Source organism: Microvirga sp. RSM25 (assembly GCF_044784385.1).
GTDB classification, from domain to species: Bacteria; Pseudomonadota; Alphaproteobacteria; order Rhizobiales; family Beijerinckiaceae; genus Microvirga; species Microvirga tunisiensis.
In genome coordinates this window covers 1,021,612-1,041,053 of the sequence record NZ_CP173039.1, presented here as the reverse complement: position 1 = coordinate 1,041,053, position 19,442 = coordinate 1,021,612, and the positions used below count along the sequence as shown (strand labels likewise).

Here is a 19,442-nt window from a genome sequence, read left to right as displayed (position 1 = left end):
TCTCAGTGCTCTACCGCGAGGCCGGCCAGTTCAAGACCAACTACGTCGCGGACAGCGCGATCTTTCCCCTGCGGGAGGACCGGATCGGGCTCACCCTCATCATCCTGGCGGCCTATGCGCTGGCCTTCCTCGGCAACAGCTTCCTGCTGCAGGCGGTGATGATTCCGTTCCTGGTGTTCTCGCTCGCTGCAATTGGCCTCAACATCCTCACGGGCTATACGGGCCTTCTGTCGCTCGGCACCGGCGCCTTCATGGGCGTGGGGGCCTACGCCTGCTACAAGCTGATGACGGCCTTTCCCGGCGTGAACGTGATCGTCTGGATCTTCGTATCGGGCTTCTTCTCCGCGGCCATCGGCGCCCTGTTCGGCCTGCCCTCGTTGCGCATCAAGGGCTTCTATCTGGCCGTGGCGACACTCGCCGCGCAGTTCTTCCTGCAATGGTGCTTCATCCGCATCCCGTGGCTCGTGAACTACAACGTCTCGGGCGCCCTCGATGCCCCCCTGCGCACCCTCTTCGGCATCCCGATCATGGGGCCGAACGCGACACCGCAGACACGCTATCTCGTGGTGCTCACCATCGTGATCCTGCTCACCTGGCTCGCCTCCAACCTCGTTCACGGCCGCATCGGGCGCATGTGGATCGCCATCCGCGACATGGATCTCGCGGCCGAGCTCATGGGCATCAGGCCGCTCCAGACGAAGCTCCTGGCCTTCGCCGTCTCGTCCTATTACTGCGGCGTCGCCGGCGCTCTGCTCGTCTTCCTCTGGTATGGCGGCGCGGAATACGACGTGTTCAACATCAATCAATCCTTCTTCATCCTGTTCATGGTGATCATCGGCGGGCTGGGCAGCCTGATCGGCTCGTTCTTCGGTGCGGCGCTCATCTTCATCCTGCCGATCGTCCTCGGCATCGTGCTGCCTGCCATCCTGTCGCCCTTCGGCATTTCGGTCGGCGCGGATGTCATCGAGCATTTGCGTTTCATGATCGTCGGCGCGCTCATCATCTTTTTCCTGATCGTCGAACCGCACGGCCTCGCGCGGCTCTGGCAGATCGGCAAACAGAAGCTCCTGGTCTGGCCGTTCCCTTACTGACGGTGGACCGCCAAGGAGACAAAACGGAACAAGAATTCGGCCTTCAGCCGATACAACGGGAGGAAACGCAATCATGTCGTTTCGCAAATTTGGTCTTGGATTAGCCGCCGCGACGATGCTGGCGGGTGTTGCCCTGCCTGCCTTCGCGCAGGATTCGATCTATGTGCCTCTCTTCACATACCGCACTGGCCCCTTCGCCGGGTCCGGCACGCCTATCGCCGACGGCATGCACGATTACCTGCGCATGCTCAACGAGCGTGACGGCGGCATCGGGGGCGTGAAGCTCGTGCTCGAGGAATGCGAGACCGGCTACGACACTAAGAAGGGTGTCGAGTGCTACGAGTCCGTGAAGGGCAAGAACCCGGTCGTGGTCAATCCGTGGTCGACGGGCATCACCCTGCCGCTGATCCCGCGCGCCTCCGTGGACAAGATCCCGATCCTGTCCATGGCCTATGGCCTCTCGGCCTCCGCCCGCGGCGACATCTTTCCCTGGGTCTTCAACCCGCCGGCCACGTACTGGGACGGCCTGTCGATGATCATCAAGTACATCGGCGAGAAGGAAGGCGGCCTCGACAAGCTGAAGGGCAAGAAGATCGGCTTCCTGCATCTCGATGCCAGCTTCGGCAAGGAGCCGATTCCGCTGCTCACGGAACTGTCGAAGGAGCTGGGCTTCGAGGTCGCGCTCTATCCCGTGGCCGCGCAGGACATGCAGAACCAGTCCTCGCAATGGCTCAGCGCTCGCCGCGACCGGCCCGACTACATGATCATGTGGGGTTGGGGCTCCATGAATGGCGCAGCCATCAAGGAAGCGGTTCGTTCTGGCTATCCGATGGATAAGTTCTACTCGGTCTGGTGGCCGGGCGAGGATGACGCGAAGAGCGGTGGCGCAGGCGCCAAGGGCTTCAAGATGCTCAACTGGCATGCGGTGGGAACGAACTTCCCTGCCGTCCAGGACATCCAGAAGCACGTGGTCGACAAGGGCTTCTCGAAGGCTCAGAAGGATAAGGTCGGCGAGCTTCTCTACAATCGCGGCATCTACAACTCGCTGCTGATCGCCGAAGGCATTGCCACGGCGCAGAAGCTCACAGGCAAGAAGGCGGTGACCGGCGAGGACGTGCGCCGCGGCATGGAGAACATCAAGCTCGATCCGGCCCGTCTGAAGGAGCTCGGGTTAGAGGGCTTCACCGATCAGCTCGTGCTTTCCTGCTCGGACCATAACGGACACCGCGCCGCCTTCATGCAGGAATGGGACGGCACGAAATGGGTGAAGATCTCCAATCCCATCGAGCCGATGACCGACCGCGTGAAAGGCCAACTCGAAGCGGCCGCGAAGGATTATGCCGAGAAGAATACCGGCTGGCCCAAGCGCACGGAAGCCTGCGACAAGGCAAGCTGAGGCCAACCGCAACCTGCCCTCCTCCCCCGTGTGGGGAGGAGTTCGAGGCGGGGGTGTGAGCGCTAACCTGTCAAGGTTCAGGCCAGCACCTCCGCCCTGACCCTGCCCACAAGGAGAGGGAAAAGGAGAGAACCGCTTATGACAAGCGCCGTTCAGATGCACGATCAGAACAAGCCGCAACCGGCGGAGACTGTTCTGAACGTCAATAACATCGAGGTCATCTACGACCACGTCATCCTCGTGCTGAAAGGCGTTTCCCTCAATGTGCCCAAGGGCGGCATCGTGGCGCTGCTCGGTGCGAACGGGGCCGGCAAGACGACGACGCTCAAGGCCATCTCCAACCTGCTCCGCGCCGAGCGCGGCGAGGTGACGAAGGGCTCGATCGAGTTCAAAGGCGAGCGGATCGATCGTCTCTCGCCCAACGAGCTGGTGCGACGGGGCTGCATCCAGGTTCTTGAAGGCCGCCACTGCTTCGGCCATCTTACCATTGAGGAAAACCTGCTCACCGGCGCCTTCACGCGCAAAGACGGCAACGCCGCCATCCGACGCGATCTCGAGGCGATCTACGAGTACTTCCCGCGCCTGAAGCAGCGGCGCTCATCCATGGCGGGTTACACCTCCGGCGGCGAGCAGCAGATGTGCGCCATCGGCCGGGCAATGATGTCCCGTCCCTCCATGATCCTGCTCGACGAACCTTCCATGGGCCTTGCGCCGCAGATCGTGGAAGAAATCTTCGAGATCGTGCGCACGCTCAATGCGACAGAGGGCGTGTCCTTCCTGCTCGCCGAGCAGAACACCAACATGGCGCTGAAATACGCCACCTACGGTTACATCCTCGAAACGGGCCGTGTCGTCATGGACGGGCCCGCGCAGATGCTGCGCGAGAACGAGGACGTGAAGGAGTTCTATCTCGGCGTCTCGGAAGGCGACCGCAAATCCTTCCGTGCCGTGAAGAGCTACAAGCGCCGCAAGCGCTGGTTGGCTTGAAGAAGCAACGTGCCCAACCGCACTTGACGTTACGTGATATCTATTCCTACGGTTGAATCCGTGAGCGATGAACGACTCACCTAATTTCTTCTGGGGGCAATCCATGGACTTCGGACAAGCGATCAAGACCTGTCTCAATAAATACGCGACCTTTTCGGGACGGGCACAACGCTCGGAATACTGGTACTTCTTCTTGTTCATGATGATCGTCAACATCGTAGCGAGCGTTCTGGACTCGGCGATCTTCGAAGATCTGCCGATCTTCTCCATACTCGCCACTCTCGCTCTTCTCGTACCCAGCATCTCAGTCAGCGTGCGGCGCCTGCATGATACCGACAGATCGGGCTGGTGGCTGTTGCTCGGCTTCATCCCGGTTGTTGGAGTCATCGTCCTGATCGTATTTTTTTGCCATCGCGGAACCGTCGACTCCAATCAGTTCGGTCCCGATCCGTTGCAGGGCTCCATTTCAAGCTCTCATACGGCTCGCGCCTGAGCCTCTTGCCGCGTGGAATGTGCACGCCACTTCCCGCATATCGTCAGGTCTCACTTCGGCCTGACGATATGTTCAAGTTATCGATCTTTGTTTGATGAGGGACAGGCTCTTGGCAGATCACTACGACGATCTTGAAACCCTCGATCCTGCCAAGCGCGAAGCCTCTCTCTTCGCGCGGCTGTCGGAGATTCTGAAACGGGCCGCCAAGGCCCCGGCCTATGCCGAGCGGTTTAAAGGTATCGAACTCGAAAGCATCAGGAGCCGCGAAGCGCTCGCCGCTCTTCCCGTGCTGCGCAAGGCCGAATTGTCAGCTTTGCAGAAAGAAGCCCTCCCCTTCGGCGGCTTCGTGGCCGAAGCACCGGGCTCGTTCGGCCGTCTCTTCACGTCGCCTGGCCCGATCTTCGAGCCGGAAGCAACCACATCCGACCCGTGGCGCTCCGCACGCGGGCTCTTCGCCGCCGGGTTCCGACGCGGGGACGTGGTGCTCAACACCTTCAGCTATCACCTGACGCCCGGCGGCTTCATCATGGATTCCGGCGCGCGGGCCTTGGGCTGCGCCGTCATTCCGGCAGGGCCCGGCAACACCGAGCAGCAGTTCGAGCTGATCGAGACCTACCGGCCGGTGGCCTATTGCGGCACGCCGGACTTTCTCAAGATCCTGCTCGACGGTGCTGCGGCGGCCGGGCGGGACATCTCCTCCATCAGGCGCGCGCTCGTGTCGGGCGCGGCCTTTCCGAAGTCACTGCAGGAGGAATTCTCGTCCAAGGGCATCGAGGCCTATCAGGCCTACGCCACGGCGGATCTCGGCTTCATTGCCTACGAGACCTCCGCCCGCGACGGACTCGTCGTCAATGAAGACATCGTCGTCGAGATCGTGCGGCCGGGCACGGGCGATCCGGTGCCGGAGGGCGATGTCGGCGAGATCGTCGTGACGACGCTCGATCCGCATCGTCCGTTCATCCGCCTCTCTCGGAGACCTAACGGCGGCCGTGAGCGGGGTCAGCTCCTGCGGTCGTACCAGCATGCGCATCAAAGGCTGGATGGGCCGCGCAGATCAGGCCGCCAAGGTCAAAGGCATGTTCGTTCGGCCCGAGCAGGTGGCGGAGATCGGCCGGCGCCATCCCGAACTCGGCCGACTGCGCCTCGTCATCACCCGCGAAGGCGAGACGGACGTCATGACGCTCGCTGCCGAAACGGCCGAGCCGAGCGACGACCTCTCGGCAGCGGTAGGCGCGACGCTTCAGATCATCACGAAGCTGAAAGGGTCGGTGACTTTCGCGACGCCTGGAAGTCTTCCGAACGACGGCAAGGTCATCGCGGATGATCGCAAATACGATTGAGCGGCTCTTTTCAGAATGGCAATCCAGCTTTGCGGGATTGCAAAATAAGCCGAGCCAAGATGCCTTGAACGCAGGACTCGCGCTCCATAAGCTCAAGCTCATAGGTGATTCGAACTGAGAAAAGTCAGGAATTACAAAAAGAAAGAGCACCCATAGGGTGCTCTTAAGGTGTCCGGCCGTAGGGGCAAAAAAGACCGGAGATGCCAATAAACGCCCTTAGTTGAAGTTGGTTCCAAAGTTTTTCAAATTTCTTATGGCCAAGCCTACGCCTCATTGAGGTCACGTTTCCGAGGTCTAGGCCAAAGCTTCCCGTGGGGGCAAACACGGGCCGGGGCCGCGACCACAGATCCTTCAAAGGACAGGGTCGCGGCCATTTTCATTTTCAAAGCTTGGCTATTCGGGATTAGGCGCGAGGGTCTGTTGCATCGATCATCGCCGAAAGCTGAATCCACTTCCCCGCACGATGCACAGAAAAAAGGCCCGAGAGGATCCCTCGGGCCTTTCTGTTGTTAGGTGAAACGTCTCAGTAGGTGCCGAACTTGAAGTTCAGCTTGGCACGAGCGACGAAGAAGTCGTTGTCATCGCTGCCTCCGGCGGGAGCAACGACGTCGATCGGCGGTCCGCCGGCGGCCGGCTGGAAGGAGCCAACAACTCCACCGCCAAAGTCGTCGTCGTCATCGAAGCTGAGCCACAGGCCTTCGAGACCGAAGGTGACCGCGGAAGAGCCGAACCAGTTCACCGGCAGCGCCCACTCGACACCAGCGCCGGCCACCCAGCCCGTATTATCGTCGGTATAGGCCAGACCGCCTGTGGCGTAGATCAACACGCGATCGAACGCGACACCGGCACGGGCACGCACCGTGCCGAACCAATCCGACAGGTCGTTATTGAATGTTCCGGGCACGAAGGTGCCGGGCACGCCCGCCGGAATGAACGCAACATTCTCTTCCTGATCGGTGTCGGCCCACTGGATGTCGGTTTCCAGACCGATCACGAAAGAGCCGATCTGGTAGTTGTAACCGATCTGACCGCCGCCGGTGAACCCACCGTCACCATTGTCCGGGAAGAACAGGGTGCCCGGGACCGCACCGCCGAGGACGGCGGTTTGCCGATCATTGTCACGCCAGCCCCAGCCGGCGTTCACACCAGCGTAGAATCCGGTCCACGTGAAGATCGGCGCCGTGATGATCGGTGCAGGAGGTGGTGCCTGACTTGGAAGATCGGCGGCAGAGGCAGCGGCTGCAGCAAGCGTGACGCTTGCAACCCCTGCGAGGAGGCTAATTACGCACTTTCTCATAACCGTAACCCCTTAGTGTGAGGACTCACGGTGAAAACTTACGCTCGTTCCGCTTGGGAAAGCTATTGCAAAGGGGCAACACCTACATGTTCGATCAGTATTCAATGGGTGCAAAAGTAGTACTACTTTCGATGTAAAGAATTTTATCCAATACTGCAGAAAATAAGTCTCTTAACAAGACCTTTAAAGTTATTTGACATTACTTGGAAGGCATGTCCTAATAATCGTGTTTTCGGCTTGACAACCGAAGGCGAGGAGATCACTCAACCCTGCCCTTTGGGCGGGGTTTTTTCTGGAAATGAAGGCGCTAGAGCATCGCTTGGCGCGAAAACCGGGACTACTTTTCGCCGACGCGGGCCTCTGGTTCTTCACGATCCACTAAAGATCGCCCAGCAGAAGCTGCGCCTGGTTGCTCGGCTTCAGCTTCGAGCTCTTTTTCTGAGATGAAGAGACGGTTTTCATTGCGCGATGTTCGGGCCGCTTTCGGCTGCTCTCACCGGCCATCCGCGCCTTGGCCTTGTCTCTAGCAACCGCCTCCGGTGAGGTCGGATCGTCATGAAGCCACTTGCCGCGCTTGATGACCTCGTTGACCCGCCCCTGATTGACGCCCAGTTGGAAGGCGATTTCCTGCTGCGTCATCTCCGTCGTTCCATGAAGCTCCAGGATCCGTCGGGCGAGTTCAGGCGTCATCTTCCGGCCGGCGATGCGGCGAGCGGGAGCTACCGACCGCTTGGTGCGATCCCGCTCCCGAAGTTTCTCCAGGATGGCGAGGGCCATATGCATTCCCTGCTCACGCAAGGCATCCTCGAATTCTTTGAGCGTGGCCAAATCGAACGCACTCCTTCGAAGAAATGGAACCTAGCGCATTGTGCGGAAAACCGGATCCACTTTTCCGCACGATGCGCCAACTTAAGGGTCCGATGCTCTGGACCTCGCGAGACAAGACCTTCTCAAAACTCAACGGCCACGCTGCAGCTTGGTTTCACCAGAAACAGCAGCGTCTCAGTCCTCTTCTTCCTTACAGGGCCAGGCTTTCGGTGGATTGAGGCCAGCGGGAAGCTTCGTCTGCGCCGTCCCGCAGGCAATATCGACCTGCGCTTGGGTGAGCCCAGTGACCCCACTCAAATTCGCACCGCCGATTTGTGTCAGGTACAGATACGATCCCGTGAGGTTCACGCCCTGCAGATCCAGGCCATCCAGACGGGCTCGAGACAGGTTGGAATAACTGAAGTCGACACCGGTAATTTTTGCGCTCTGAAAGAGAACCCGCGCGAGTTCCGCCTTCGATATATTGGCGCCTGAGAGATCGGCCCCGCTGAAGTCGGACCTGTTCAGCTCGGCCTTGCTGAAATTCGCTCCTGCGGCTTTGGCCTGGGCAAAGTTCGAGCGGTTCATATCCGCCGCGCTGAAGACGGCACCGGTGAGATTGGCCTGTCCGAAATTGGCCCGCCAGCCGAGCGCCTTGGTGAAATCCGCCTTTGTCAGGTCGGCCCCTTCGAAGCGGGTGCGGCTGACCTCCGTTTCGCTCAAATTGGCACCGGCCATCTTCGAGGACGCAAAATCGCTCAGGGTCAGAAGGGAGCGCTGGAAGATGGTGCCCGTCAGATCCTCGTTGGTCAGCATGAGGCGCGCCTTGGAGCATCCGGACCAGTCAATTCCTGGGCCCGGGCCATCCTGACACTTGGCCCAGGCCGGACCGGCACACACGACAGCGGTGATCAAGGCTCCTGCAATCTTCACGCGGAAACGATCCTCCATAAAGTCCTCTCAAGTTTCTCTTTCAATATTTAGGCATCACGCCCGTCCGGAGGAGCCCTTTCGATGCAACTTTCCTTGCGTAAGCCACAGAAAAGCGCCTTCGATTTGCACGCTGAACCACGTCTCGGTGAAAAATCGGAGCATCGATACAGGACTCGACTTCCATTTCTTATGGTCTAGCTTCTGCAGCGATCCCTGTGGAGTAAAACTATGCGTCTTTCCGTAACGTTTCCTGCCGTTGTGCTTGCCGGGCTTGTCTTGAGCGGCTGCGTCGCCTCCACGACCCCCGTCGGAGTCCTGCCGCGTGATCCCGTTCCACTCCCACCATCCGTCTCGGGTGAGGCCGTAAGGCGTCCCTCCGCCACGCCCCGGACCGGTGCCACGTCTCAGCGTCAGGGCCTGAGTGTGCCTAGCCAAGCTTCCACTCCCCGCCCCTGACCCCTTGGAATGCAAGCATTGGCCTCTTCGGATTCGCCAATGCTTCCGCCCCTGGGCAGGCACTCTCCTAAAGAGCCGTTGATACTGCGCCAATGCCTAGCTGGCGCACATTCCTATCTTGGTGCTATATGCCGTAACGATAGATCAGAATGCGGGGATGAGTGTTCATGACTTGGTTTGAAGCCATCGGCTGGCTCGGAGCGGTCCTTGCCGTCACGGGCAGCGCTATGAGGACCATCATCCCGCTGCGCTGCATCGGAATCGGGGCCAATATCTGCTCCCTGATCTTCTCCTCCTTCACGGGCAATTACCCGAGCCTCGTCGTCAACCTGATCCTGTTGCCGCTGAACGGCATGCGTCTGTACCAGATGCTGGGCTTGATCAAGCGGGTGAAGCACGCCTCCAGGAGCGACCTGTCCATGGATTGGCTCAAGCCCTTCATGACCCGTCACAAGACGAGGACCGGGGAATTGCTGTTCGCCAAGGGCGATGTGGCCGACTGCATGTTCTTCACGATTTCCGGACGCTATCGCCTGAAGGAGATCGATATCGAGCTGCTCCAGGGGCAGGTCGTCGGCGAGATGGGCTTCATGTCCCCGAGCAACACGCGCACCCAGACCCTCGAATGCCTGGAAGCCGGTGAGGTGCTCAGCATCTCATATGACGAGGTGCGCCAGCTCTATTTCCAGAATCCCGAGTTTGGCTTCTACTTCCTGCGCCTCACCAGTGAACGACTCTTCTCCAACATGGAGAAGATGGAAGAGGAGATCGTCCGCCTTCGCGCCGCCCTCCCCGAGATCGAACCGATTCAGAAGGCCGCCTCAGCTTAGAATGTCTATAAGGAAGTTGCAGTTTAGAATTCTTAGAAGGTATTGAAATCACTTGATTTTCAATTGACCCGATATCCCGATCATGGTTCTAGCAACGTCAACGCGGCAGGATGAAACGCCTGCCCGGCACGGTTGCTGGAGGAATGCATAATGGTGAACTTTTCGTTCGGACGCGGGCTCCTTCTCGGTGCAGCGGCTCTCGGTATCCTGGCAGGATCGGGGCTCTCGGCCTCGGCTGAAGAGGCGCTGAACATCTACACAACTCGCGAGCCTGGCCTGATCAAGCCCGTCCTTGACGAGTTCACCAAAGAGACCGGCATCAAGGTCAACACGATCTTCATCGCCAACGGTCTCGAAGAGCGCATCCGCACCGAGGGCCAGAACAGCCCTGCCGACCTGATCATCACCGTCGATATCGGCCGCTTGGCGGCCGCGAAGGATTACGGCGTAACGCAACCGGTGAAATCCGAGGCGCTCGAGAAGGTCATCCCGGCAGCGTACCGCGATCCGGAGGGACATTGGTTCGGCATCGCCTTGCGCGGCCGCGTCGTCTACGCCTCGAAGGAGCGCGTGAAGCAGGACAAGATCACCTATGAGGAACTCGCCGATCCCAAGTGGAAGGGCAAGGTCTGCATCCGCTCGGGCCAGCACCTCTACAACATCAGCCTGATCGCCGCCATGATCGCCCACAAGGGCGAGGCGAAGGCGGAGGAGTGGCTGAAGGGCGTGAAGGCCAACCTTGCCAAGAAGCCCTCGGGCGGCGACCGCGAGCAGGCCAAGGACATCCTCGCCGGCGTCTGCGACATCGCCGTCGGCAACACCTACTACGTCTCGCTCATGCTCAACGGCAACGATGCCGAACAGAAGAAGTGGGGCGAGGCGATCAACGTGATCCTGCCGACCTTCGAGGGCGGCGGCACGCACGTGAACGTTTCGGGTCTCGCTCTGGCGAAGCACGCGCCCAACAAGGCCAATGCCGTGAAGTTCATGGAATACATGGTCTCGGATGCGTCCCAGCAGATCCACGCCGAAGCCAATTCCGAATATCCGATCAAGGCGGGCATCAAGATCCACCCGACCATCGCGTCCTTCGGCGAGCTCAAGGCCGATAACGTGCCGGTCGCCGAGATCGCCAAGCTGCGCAAGAAGGCGAGCGAGCTGGTCGACAAGGTTCGCTTCGACCAATAAGACAAAGGGCAGCATTTCCAGCTGCCCTCTCCTGCTCCCAGGAGGCGTTGCCGGCGACGGTAGCGCCGTTTCCATTCGATCGTGATCGCAGAAACGCAGACCGCATTCCGCCTGTCAGCCCCGCGAAAGGCAACGCGCCTTCCCTGGTGGCTCTCGGCCGCCGTGGCTGCGATCGGGCTTATCGTTCTTCTGCCGCTTGCCGCGTTGATCGGCATCGCCGCCGAAGGCGATACGGAGATCTGGCCGCATCTCATCGCAAACGTTCTGCCGACGAGCACCCTGGACACCCTGGCCCTGCTGACCGGGATCGGCGTCGTGGCGGGCTCGATGGGCATCACGGCGGCCTGGCTCGTCACCGCTCACCGCTTTCCGGGTCGCGGCATCCTGGTGTGGCTGCTGCCGCTGCCGCTCGCCGTGCCGACCTACATCACGGCTTATATCTACGTGGAGATCTTCGACTCCGCCGGCCTCGTGCAGATGGCTCTGCGCGATGTCATGGGCTGGAAGTCGCGAAGCGATTACTGGTTTCCTGAAGTTCGCTCGCTCCCCGGCTGCATCCTCGTGATGTCTGCGGTGCTCTACCCTTACATCTATATCGCGGCACGCGCGATGTTCCTGACGCAGAGCGCGAGCATGCTGGAAGTGGCGCGGACCCTCGGCGCCAGCCGCATCAAGCTCTTCCGCATCATCGCGCTTCCCCTCGCCCGTCCTGCTCTCGCAGTCGGCGTGTCGCTCGCGCTTCTCGAAGCGCTAAACGACATCGGCGCGAGCGAGTATCTCGGCGTGCGCACGCTCACGGTGTCGGTCTACAACACCTGGCTCAACCGCGGCAGCCTCCCGGGCGCGGCGCAGATTGCCTGTGTGATGCTCGCTTTCGTCATGGGCCTGATCCTGATCGAACGCTACGGCCGGCGGGACCGGCGCTACGCCGCTTCGCCCAAGCGGCACCGCACGGTGCATCCTGTTCCTCTCCTCGGAGCACGCGGCTGGATCGCGACTGTTCTCTGCACCATGCCGGTTGTCCTTGGCTTCGTTCTGCCAACGGCCTTCCTGCTGCGCGAGACATTTCGCGGCAGCCTCTTCGATCAGTTCGATGCGGATTTCCTCGCTCATTTCATGACGACCATCGGCCTCTCGGTCGTGGCGACTTGCGCGGTGCTGATTCTAGCCGTCGTGCTGGTCTCGGCAGTCCGCCTGTCCAAGACGCCCCTGACCAGGGGAGCACTCTTTGTCGCAGGCCTAGGCTATGCGCTTCCCGGCACGGTGCTCGCGCTGGGGCTGATGACGCCGCTGGTCGGGATCGACAATCTGATCGGCACCCTCTGGCGCAACCTCACCGGGGAGCGCCTCGGCCTCCTGCTCATGGGAGCCGCGGGCGGCATCATCATTGCATACGTGATCCGCTTCCTGTCGATTGCGACCGGCTCGCTGTCGGCCGGGCTGGACCGCGTATCGCCGAGTCTCGAGGATGCGGCGCGCACCCTCGGCGCCTCAAGGCGGGAAATGGTCTGGGCGATTCAGATCCCGCTCATGCGCCCAGCCCTGGCCAGCGCCGCCCTGCTCATCTTCGTCGATTGCATCAAGGAATTGCCGGCGACCTTGCTGCTGCGGCCCCTCAACACGGAAACGCTCTCGACGCTCGTCTACACCTATGCCTCGCGGGGCCGCTTCGAGGATGGATCCCTCGCCGCCCTCGTCATCGTCCTCGTCGGCCTCCTTCCGGTGATCCAGCTCGTGCGCAGCGCCGAGGCCCGGCCGCGAGCGGCGGAGAGCCCGAGCAGTGCGGCATCGGGCTCTCCGAGCCCGGACGATCGGCATTGAGAGATCCTTGAAAAGCTACACAATTCGCCTTCGCAGCCATCATGTCTGATCAGACTGTGAAGAGGCGACGGCACTGAAGGAGACTCGGTGAGCCACAGCCGGAATACGGCCTCGCGCATCGTGCGGAACCGAAGGTCCGCGTCAGCGAAAAGTGGATCCGGATTTCCACCCCCTACGATGCGGTAACCAAGGAATTAAGCATCGGAATTGATCCCAAAAGTGGAGTCCACTTTTGGATCCGATGCTTTAGGATGTCTTACGGCAGGCTCATCGGAGCGTGAGTGGCATGAAGAAGCGGCTTGTCTTGTGGAGCGGTCTGGGTGTCGCCGCGCTCCTCGCGACAATTGGTACGGCTTGGGTCCTCTCCCTGCCTCCGTCGCCGGATGTCGGCGCCGCGCCGCCGATTGCGAAGGAAGAGGCCGATGCCATGCTCGCGGCCTTGAAGCCACCCAAGCGCCAGCGCCCTCTCATCGCGATTGTCGGCATCAATGACGCGACCGAGACCACCGATTATCTCATGCCCTATGGCATTCTCCAGCGCGCCGACGTCGCCGATGTGGTGGCGCTGGCAACGAAGCCCGGGCCAGTGACGCTTTATCCTGCATTCAAGGTCGTGCCCGACATGACGGTCGCGGATTTCGACACGCGGCATTCGGACGGCGCCGATTACGTCATCGTTCCCGCCATGAGCCGAGACGACGATCCGGTCGTGCTCCAATGGATCAGGAATCAGGCCGCGAAGGGCGCATTCGTCATCGCCGTTTGCGCAGGCGCCAAGGTCGTCGGCGCGGCCGGACTGCTCGACGGCAAAGCGGCAACGACGCACTGGTATTATCTCGATAAACTGCGCGAGAAGCATCCTGCGATCCGCTATGTCGCGGACCGGCGGCTGGTGGTCGACCGGGGCGTTGCGACAACGACGGGGATCTCGGCCTCCATGCCGATGGCGCTTACCTTGATCGAGGCCATCGCAGGCCGCGACAAGGCCGAAGCGGTCGCCCGCGATCTCGGTCTTCCCCACTGGGACGCGCGCCACAAGAGCGACGCGTTCACATTCACACGCCCCTTTGCACTGACGGCCATCGGAAACACGCTCGCCTTCTGGAGCCGCGAGCAGCTCGGCATAGATCTTCGACCCGGCGCCGACGAAGTCTCGCTTGCCCTCGTGGCGGATGCCTGGTCGAGGACCTATCGGTCACGCGCGGTGACGTTCGCGCGGACAGAAGATGCGCTTGAGACCCGCAGCCGCATCCGCATCATCCCCGACAGGGTTGCGACGAGCTGGTCTGCAGATCATCTGCTGCCGGCGATCGGCAGCCAACGGCCGGCCCAGGCATTGGACCAGGCCCTGCAGGGAATTGCAGCGCGCTACGGAATGCCCACGGCCGATCTCGTCGCTATGCAGCTCGAATATCGGAAATAGCGTTTCCAATTTTCAGGAGCAAAGAAAAGGCCTCGGGCGTACCCGAGGCCTATGTGGAAACGTTCGATCGCCGCGAATTGGCGCCTTGATTGCTATGCAGCGTTGGACTGACCGCCGTTCAGGGCAACCTTGAATTCGGCCTGGGTCTTGGCCTTGATCTCGTCCACCGTCACACCGTCGGCGAGTTCGATCAGCGTCATGCCGGTGCCGCCCTTCTTGTCGATGGAAAAGACTCCGAGATCGGTGATGACGAGATCCACCACGCCGGTTCCTGTGAGCGGCAGATTGCACCCCTTCAGGAGCTTCGGGTCCTCCGAGCCGTCCTTGGCTTTCGCCACATGCTCCATGACCACGACGACGCGCTTGACGCCCGCCACCAGGTCCATGGCACCGCCCATGCCCTTCACCATCTTGCCAGGGATCATCCAGTTGGCGAGATCGCCGTTCTGGGCCACCTGCATGGCGCCGAGGATCGACAGGTCGATATGGCCGCCGCGGATCATGCCGAAGGAATCGGAAGACGAGAAATAGCTGGTGGTCGGAAGCTCGGTGATCGTCTGCTTGCCGGCATTGATCAGGTCCGCATCCTCTTCGCCCTCAAAAGGAAACGGGCCCATGCCGAGCATGCCGTTCTCCGACTGGAGCTGCACGCGCATGCCCTTGGGGATGAAGTTTGACACGAGCGTCGGAATGCCGATGCCGAGATTCACGTAGAAGCCGTCGCGCAGCTCCTTGGCCGCGCGGGCAGCCATCTGTTCACGGGTCCAGGCCATCAGACTTCCTCCCCTGCTCCGGCAGGCGCGGCCTCGGCGCGCTTGCGGGTCGTGCGTTGCTCAATGTGTTTGACCGGGTTCGGCACATGCACCATGCGCTTCACGAAGATGCCCGGGGTGTGGATGTAATCCGGATCGATCTCGCCTGCCGGTACGAGATGCTCGACCTCGGCGATGGTGAGCCGCGAGGCGGTGGCCATCATCGGGTTAAAGTTGCGGGCAGTCTTGCGATAGACGAGGTTGCCCTCCGTATCGCCCTTCCAGGCATGAACCACGGAGATGTCGGCGAAGAGGCCCATCTCCATGACGTATTTCTCGCCATTGAATTCGCGCACTTCCTTGCCCTCGGCAATGAGGGTGCCCACTCCCGTCTTGGTGTAGAAGGCCGGAATGCCGGCGCCGCCGGCGCGGATACGCTCGGCGAGCGTGCCTTGCGGGTTGAATTCCAGTTCCAGCTCACCGGAGAGGTATTGCTGGGCGAAAAGCTTGTTCTCGCCCACGTAGGAGGAGATCATCTTGCGGATCTGACGGGTCTCCAGCAAGCGGCCGAGGCCGATGCCGTCCACACCCGCATTGTTGGAGATGAAAGTCAGATCCTTCGCGCCCGAATCACGAATCGCCTCGATCAGCGTCTCCGGAATGCCGCATAGGCCGAAACCGCCGGCCATGATGGTCATGCCATCCTTGACCGCCCCGGCCAGCGCGGCCCGCGCATCGCTGTAAACCTTATCCATCAAAACCTCTCCCCATGGGCATGTTCATGCTCGCTTGAGCGCCGGACCCAAAAGTGGATTCCACTTTCGGGATTGATCGATGCTCAATCCCTTAACTGGCGCATCGCCCGGGGCGGAAAACCGGTTCCACCTTTCCGCACGATGCGCTGGAAGCATCCGAAGAAAAACCTCGGGAGCAGCTTGCGACGATATGGCCGCGCGCCCGCTCAGGTACGAATGGCGGCCACCCTGCAACTTGGCCTCAATTTAGACAATCCCTTCATATGGATATATGGAAATGATTCATGATTTCGGTCTTGCCTGAGGACATCCCCTCACCTCCGCTTGCGAGGCAGGACTTAAGGTTTACAACATTCATCCCATGTCCCGCCGCGTTGTCCTCCTCATTGCGCTGATTTTGCTCGCCGTTCTCGGAACGGCGGCCTCCCCCTGGACGCTGCCGGGCGGCGGTCTGTCCGCGGAGCTGACGCAGCACGTGAAGGACAGGTACGGGCTCGACCTGGCGGTCAGAGGCCGCAGCACCTTCGCCATTCTGCCTATTCCGCGGGTCAAATTCGAGAACGTGACACTTCAGTTCCCGGATCATGCCCTCAAGGCCGAGGGCGGAACCTTGAGAGGCGAGCTCCGCCTCCTGCCGCTGCTCCTCGGCCGGATCGAGCTCTCCGATTTCGACCTGACCGAAACGCGCATCACGGGATCGTCCCAGGCGCTCCAATCGGTCAAATGGGCGGAAATTCTCAAGAACCGGTCGAACGAGACCTATGCCCGGCGCCTCATCGTGAGCAAATCGACCCTGCGCTGGACCGATCTGAAGGAAGCCAATCTGGACCAGCTCAACCTCGTCGTCCGTTGGGCCGACACAGCCGAGCCCATGACCATGACCGGATCCGCTCTCTGGCAGGATGAGATGGTTTCCCTCGAACAGGCGTCTGTTTTCCCGGATCTCCTGGTATCCGACCGGATCAGCCCCTTCACCCTGACCCTCTCCACCCACTCCGCACGCATCGCGGCGGAAGGCGAGGCTCAGCTCGGCGAAACCCCTCGGATCACGGGGGAAAGCAGCGTTCAGGCCAAGTCCGTGCGCGATTTCACCCGCTGGAGTGGCGTGGAACTGCCCTTCGGGTCGCTGCTGCGGGCAGTCTCCATCGAAGGTGATTTCTCCATGGATCGCCGCCGACTGTCCTGGCCCGCCGTTTCGGTGGTGTTGGGAGACGACAAGCTTGAAGGCACCATGGGCGTTCGCTTCGATACGGACCGGCCCGTTGTCACCGGCACGCTCGCCGCGGAAACGCTCAACCTGTCTGACCTGTTCGCCCCCTTCTCCCAGACCCGGACATCCTCCGGCTCCTGGAGCGAGGAGACCATCGACCTGACGCGGACCACCGGCACCGACCTCGATCTTCGCCTCTCGGCCGCGAGCGCCAGTCTCGGACGCCTCAGCCTCGACGACATGGCCGCCAGCGTGCTCGTGCAGCCGGGCCGGATCGAGGCCTCCATCGGACGGGCCGGCTTCCAGGACGGCAGCCTGAAAGGCCGCCTGTCGCTGGTGAGGCAGAACGGTCAGGTCGAATTCAAGAGTCAGGGCACCTTTGCGGGGGTGAAGATCGCCCCCTTCCTTGCCGCCATGGGAGAGCCGCGCTGGATTACCGGCCGGGCTGATGGGCAGTTCAGCTTCGAGGGACTCGGCAAGAATCCAGCAGATGTGATCCGTCAGGCGCAGGGCCGCTCGTCCGTTGAGATCACCGATGGGGAGATCGTCGGTATCGCCCTCGACGATGCCCTTCGCCGTGTGGAGAAGCGCCCACTGCTCGCCTCGCTCAACTGGAAGGGCGGCCGCACGCCCTTCGACAAGGCGCAGGCCCAGGTCGTTGTGAAGAATGGTGTCGGCGAGATCGCGGAAGCCCATCTCAGGGGACCCTCCGTTCAGGCCGACCTTCAAGGCCAAGTGCTTCTGGTGGACCGCACGCTCAGCATGACGGCGAACATTTCGCCGGCTGACGCTCCCGCGGATCAGTCCCCCGCCCTCGTCTTCAACGTCATCGGCGATTGGGACAACGTCGCGGTCTCCCCGCAGGTCCGCTCCCTTATCGAGCGCTCGGGCGCTGCCAAGCCCCTCTTCCCCTCCGAGCGGGTTCCGACCAACCAGCAGCGGCCTCAGGCCACCGCTCAGTGAGCATTGCGGCGCGAGCGCAGCACCGAGCGCTTGCTGAGCAAAGTCGCTGAGATCACGCCCAGCGTCACGATTCCGATCAGGATCGTGGAGGCTGCATTCACCTCCGGCGAAAGCCCGAGCCGCACCTGGCTGTAGATCTTGATGGGCAGGGTCGTCGCGCCTGGGCCCGCATTGAAGCTCGCGATCACCAGATCGTCCATGGACAGCGTGAAGGCGAGCAGGAAGCCCGCCATGATGGACGGCGCAATCAACGGCAGCGTCACGGAAAAGAACGTGCGCAGGGGCGGCGCGCCGAGATCCATCGCGGCCTCTTCGAGCGACCGGTCGAAGGTCATGAGGCGCGACTGCACCACCACGGTCACGAAGCACATGGTGAGCGTGGTATGCGCGAGCGTGATCGTCCAGAAGCCGCGATCGAGATCGATGGCCACGAAAAAGAGCAGCAGCGACAGTCCGGTGATGACCTCCGGCATGACCATGGGCGCATAGACCATGCCGGTGAAAAGGGTCCGGCCTGGAAAGCGTCCGTAGCGCGTGAGCGCGAGTGCCGCGAGCGTGCCGAGAACCGTCGCCAGCGTCGCCGACAAAAGCGCGATCCGCAGCGTCACCCAAGCCGCCTCCATGAGGGCCTGGTTGCGGAAGAGAGCGCCATACCATTGCGTGGAGAAGCCGCCCCACACGGTGACGAGCCGAGAGGCGTTGAATGAATAGATCACCAGCAGCAGGATCGGCAGGTAAAGGAAGGCGAAGCCGATCACCAGCGAGGTGACGTTGAAGAGGCTTAAGCGCCGGTTCATGGCCGTGCCTCCACGCGCCGCGCCTCGACATCGCGATAGATCACGATGGGCACGACGAGGATGATGAGCAGCAGGATCGCGACAGCGGAGGCGAGCGGCCAGTCGCGGTTGGAGAAGAACTCGCTCCAGAGCTGCCGGCCGATCATCAGAGTCTCCGAACCGCCGAGCAGGTCGGGGATCACGAACTCGCCCACGGCCGGGATGAAGCACAGGAGCGAGCCGGCGACGATGCCCGGCATGGCGAGTGGCACGGTGATCGTCCAGAACGAGCGCCAGGGCGTGGAGCCGAGATCGAGGGCCGCCTCGAGCAGCGTGTCGTCCATCTTCTCAAGCGTCGCGTAGAGCGGCAGCACCATGAAGGGCAGATAGGCATAGACGATGCCGATATAGACCGCCGTTTCCGTGTTGAGGATGTCGAGCGGCTCGGAGATGAGGCCAAGTCCCGTGAGCGCCTGCGTGAGCAGGCCTTCGGGTTTCAGGATCGCGACCCAGGCATAGATGCGGATGAGGAAGCTCGTCCAGAACGGCAGGATGACGAGGGCCACCAGCAGGGAGCGATACCGCTCCGGCGCACGGGCCATGCCGTAGGCAACGGGAAAGCCCACAAGAAGGAGTAGCAATGTCGAGATCGCCGCGATGCGCACGGACGAGAGCGTCGCGCGGAAATAAAGATCGTCCTGGGTCAGGAGCTCGAAATTCTCCAGATCAAGCCCGCTGAAGAAGCCGGCGATGTCGCTCCACTCGAACACAGGCTTGTAGGGCGGCTGAGCCACGGCCGGATCCGACAGGCTGATCTTGAGGACGATCAGGAACGGCACGAGAAAGAGCACGCCGAGCCAGAGATACGGCACGGCGGGCACGAGACCGGCGGTCAGGCGTCGCGTGAGGGTGCGTTCCATCATG

General features: G+C 61.5%; 16 protein-coding genes and 1 pseudogene. 10 read left to right on the top strand and 7 right to left on the bottom strand.

Annotated elements, in window-relative coordinates:
• Positions 1-5: 5 nt before the first annotated feature.
• From ACD578_RS04995 to ACD578_RS04975, 5 genes and pseudogenes are all read left to right on the top strand, one after another.
• Entirely contained in the window at positions 6-1,091 is a 1,086-nt protein-coding gene (locus tag ACD578_RS04995; protein WP_404291403.1) for a branched-chain amino acid ABC transporter permease, read from the top strand.
• Positions 1,092-1,164: 73 nt separating this feature from the next.
• Positions 1,165-2,487 (top strand): ABC transporter substrate-binding protein, encoded by a 1,323-nt coding sequence (locus ACD578_RS04990; RefSeq protein WP_152712226.1) that lies wholly within the window; start codon positions 1,165-1,167, stop codon positions 2,485-2,487.
• A 138-nt stretch (positions 2,488-2,625) separates the two neighbouring features.
• Complete coding sequence (locus ACD578_RS04985) at positions 2,626-3,474, top strand: ABC transporter ATP-binding protein (RefSeq protein WP_404291401.1); 849 nt, start codon at positions 2,626-2,628, stop codon at positions 3,472-3,474.
• Between the two features lie 67 nt (positions 3,475-3,541).
• A complete protein-coding gene (locus tag ACD578_RS04980) occupies positions 3,542-3,967 on the top strand; it encodes a DUF805 domain-containing protein (protein ID WP_404291399.1) in 426 nt (141 codons plus the stop codon).
• 109 nt (positions 3,968-4,076) lie between these two features.
• A pseudogene (locus tag ACD578_RS04975) lies at positions 4,077-5,307 on the top strand (phenylacetate--CoA ligase family protein).
• Between the two features lie 523 nt (positions 5,308-5,830).
• Here the strand turns inward: ACD578_RS04975 and ACD578_RS04970 are convergent.
• From ACD578_RS04970 to ACD578_RS04960, 3 genes are all read right to left on the bottom strand, one after another.
• A complete protein-coding gene (locus ACD578_RS04970; protein ID WP_404291397.1) occupies positions 5,831-6,604 on the bottom strand; it encodes an outer membrane protein in 774 nt (257 codons plus the stop codon).
• Between the two features lie 378 nt (positions 6,605-6,982).
• A complete protein-coding gene (locus ACD578_RS04965) occupies positions 6,983-7,432 on the bottom strand; it encodes a sigma factor-like helix-turn-helix DNA-binding protein (protein ID WP_152712236.1) in 450 nt (149 codons plus the stop codon).
• 174 nt (positions 7,433-7,606) lie between these two features.
• Positions 7,607-8,362 carry a pentapeptide repeat-containing protein gene (locus ACD578_RS04960; RefSeq protein ID WP_152712238.1) on the bottom strand — a complete coding sequence of 252 codons (756 nt, stop codon included), beginning with the start codon at positions 8,360-8,362 and terminating at the stop codon, positions 7,607-7,609.
• A gap of 605 nt (positions 8,363-8,967) precedes the next feature.
• Between ACD578_RS04960 and ACD578_RS04955 the strand changes: the two genes are divergently transcribed.
• The 4 genes from ACD578_RS04955 (at position 8,968) to ACD578_RS04940 (ending at position 14,062) form a co-directional block, all read left to right on the top strand.
• Complete coding sequence (locus ACD578_RS04955) at positions 8,968-9,630, top strand: Crp/Fnr family transcriptional regulator (RefSeq protein WP_404291394.1); 663 nt, start codon at positions 8,968-8,970, stop codon at positions 9,628-9,630.
• Between the two features lie 150 nt (positions 9,631-9,780).
• Complete coding sequence (locus tag ACD578_RS04950; RefSeq protein WP_404291393.1) at positions 9,781-10,818, top strand: Fe(3+) ABC transporter substrate-binding protein; 1,038 nt, start codon at positions 9,781-9,783, stop codon at positions 10,816-10,818.
• Positions 10,819-10,899: 81 nt separating this feature from the next.
• Positions 10,900-12,639 (top strand): ABC transporter permease, encoded by a 1,740-nt coding sequence (locus ACD578_RS04945; protein ID WP_404291391.1) that lies wholly within the window; start codon positions 10,900-10,902, stop codon positions 12,637-12,639.
• Between the two features lie 286 nt (positions 12,640-12,925).
• Positions 12,926-14,062, top strand: coding sequence for a DJ-1/PfpI family protein (locus ACD578_RS04940; protein ID WP_404291389.1), 1,137 nt, complete (start codon positions 12,926-12,928; stop codon positions 14,060-14,062).
• A 92-nt stretch (positions 14,063-14,154) separates the two neighbouring features.
• Here the strand turns inward: ACD578_RS04940 and ACD578_RS04935 are convergent, their stop codons facing one another.
• Together ACD578_RS04935 and ACD578_RS04930 are read right to left on the bottom strand one after the other, a co-directional pair.
• On the bottom strand, positions 14,155-14,835 hold the full coding sequence (locus tag ACD578_RS04935) for a 3-oxoacid CoA-transferase subunit B (protein ID WP_404291387.1): 681 nt from the start codon (positions 14,833-14,835) through the stop codon (positions 14,155-14,157).
• A complete protein-coding gene (locus ACD578_RS04930) occupies positions 14,835-15,569 on the bottom strand; it encodes a CoA transferase subunit A (protein WP_404291385.1) in 735 nt (244 codons plus the stop codon). The genes ACD578_RS04935 and ACD578_RS04930 overlap by 1 nt, the downstream gene beginning before the upstream one ends.
• 361 nt (positions 15,570-15,930) lie before the next feature.
• Here ACD578_RS04930 and ACD578_RS04925 point away from each other — a divergent pair, with 361 nt between their 5' ends.
• Positions 15,931-17,742 (top strand): AsmA family protein, encoded by a 1,812-nt coding sequence (locus ACD578_RS04925; RefSeq protein ID WP_404291383.1) that lies wholly within the window; start codon positions 15,931-15,933, stop codon positions 17,740-17,742.
• On the opposite strand, the gene ACD578_RS04920 is transcribed toward ACD578_RS04925, so the two are convergent.
• Complete coding sequence (locus ACD578_RS04920) at positions 17,736-18,539, bottom strand: ABC transporter permease (protein ID WP_152717371.1); 804 nt, start codon at positions 18,537-18,539, stop codon at positions 17,736-17,738. The genes ACD578_RS04925 and ACD578_RS04920 overlap by 7 nt on opposite strands.
• A complete protein-coding gene (locus ACD578_RS04915; protein ID WP_404291381.1) occupies positions 18,536-19,441 on the bottom strand; it encodes an ABC transporter permease in 906 nt (301 codons plus the stop codon). Before ACD578_RS04915 ends, ACD578_RS04920 begins: the two co-directional genes overlap by 4 nt.
• Position 19,442 lies beyond the last annotated feature (1 nt).

Bases quoted from the DNA above. Each gene is read 5' to 3' on its own strand.
- ACD578_RS04935 (WP_404291387.1), bottom strand. From the start codon at position 14,835: ATGGCCTGGACCCGTGAACAGATGGCTGCCCGCGCGGCCAAGGAGCTG.
- ACD578_RS04960 (WP_152712238.1), bottom strand. From the start codon at position 8,362: ATGGAGGATCGTTTCCGCGTGAAGATTGCAGGAGCCTTGATCACCGCT.
- ACD578_RS04915 (WP_404291381.1), bottom strand. From the start codon at position 19,441: ATGATGGAACGCACCCTCACGCGACGCCTGACCGCCGGTCTCGTGCCC.
- ACD578_RS04920 (WP_152717371.1), bottom strand. From the start codon at position 18,539: ATGAACCGGCGCTTAAGCCTCTTCAACGTCACCTCGCTGGTGATCGGC.
- ACD578_RS04990 (WP_152712226.1), top strand. From the start codon at position 1,165: ATGTCGTTTCGCAAATTTGGTCTTGGATTAGCCGCCGCGACGATGCTG.
- ACD578_RS04950 (WP_404291393.1), top strand. From the start codon at position 9,781: ATGGTGAACTTTTCGTTCGGACGCGGGCTCCTTCTCGGTGCAGCGGCT.
- ACD578_RS04925 (WP_404291383.1), top strand. From the start codon at position 15,931: ATGTCCCGCCGCGTTGTCCTCCTCATTGCGCTGATTTTGCTCGCCGTT.
- ACD578_RS04980 (WP_404291399.1), top strand. From the start codon at position 3,542: ATGAACGACTCACCTAATTTCTTCTGGGGGCAATCCATGGACTTCGGA.
- ACD578_RS04955 (WP_404291394.1), top strand. From the start codon at position 8,968: ATGACTTGGTTTGAAGCCATCGGCTGGCTCGGAGCGGTCCTTGCCGTC.
- ACD578_RS04930 (WP_404291385.1), bottom strand. From the start codon at position 15,569: ATGGATAAGGTTTACAGCGATGCGCGGGCCGCGCTGGCCGGGGCGGTC.
- ACD578_RS04970 (WP_404291397.1), bottom strand. From the start codon at position 6,604: ATGAGAAAGTGCGTAATTAGCCTCCTCGCAGGGGTTGCAAGCGTCACG.
- ACD578_RS04985 (WP_404291401.1), top strand. From the start codon at position 2,626: ATGACAAGCGCCGTTCAGATGCACGATCAGAACAAGCCGCAACCGGCG.
- ACD578_RS04940 (WP_404291389.1), top strand. From the start codon at position 12,926: ATGAAGAAGCGGCTTGTCTTGTGGAGCGGTCTGGGTGTCGCCGCGCTC.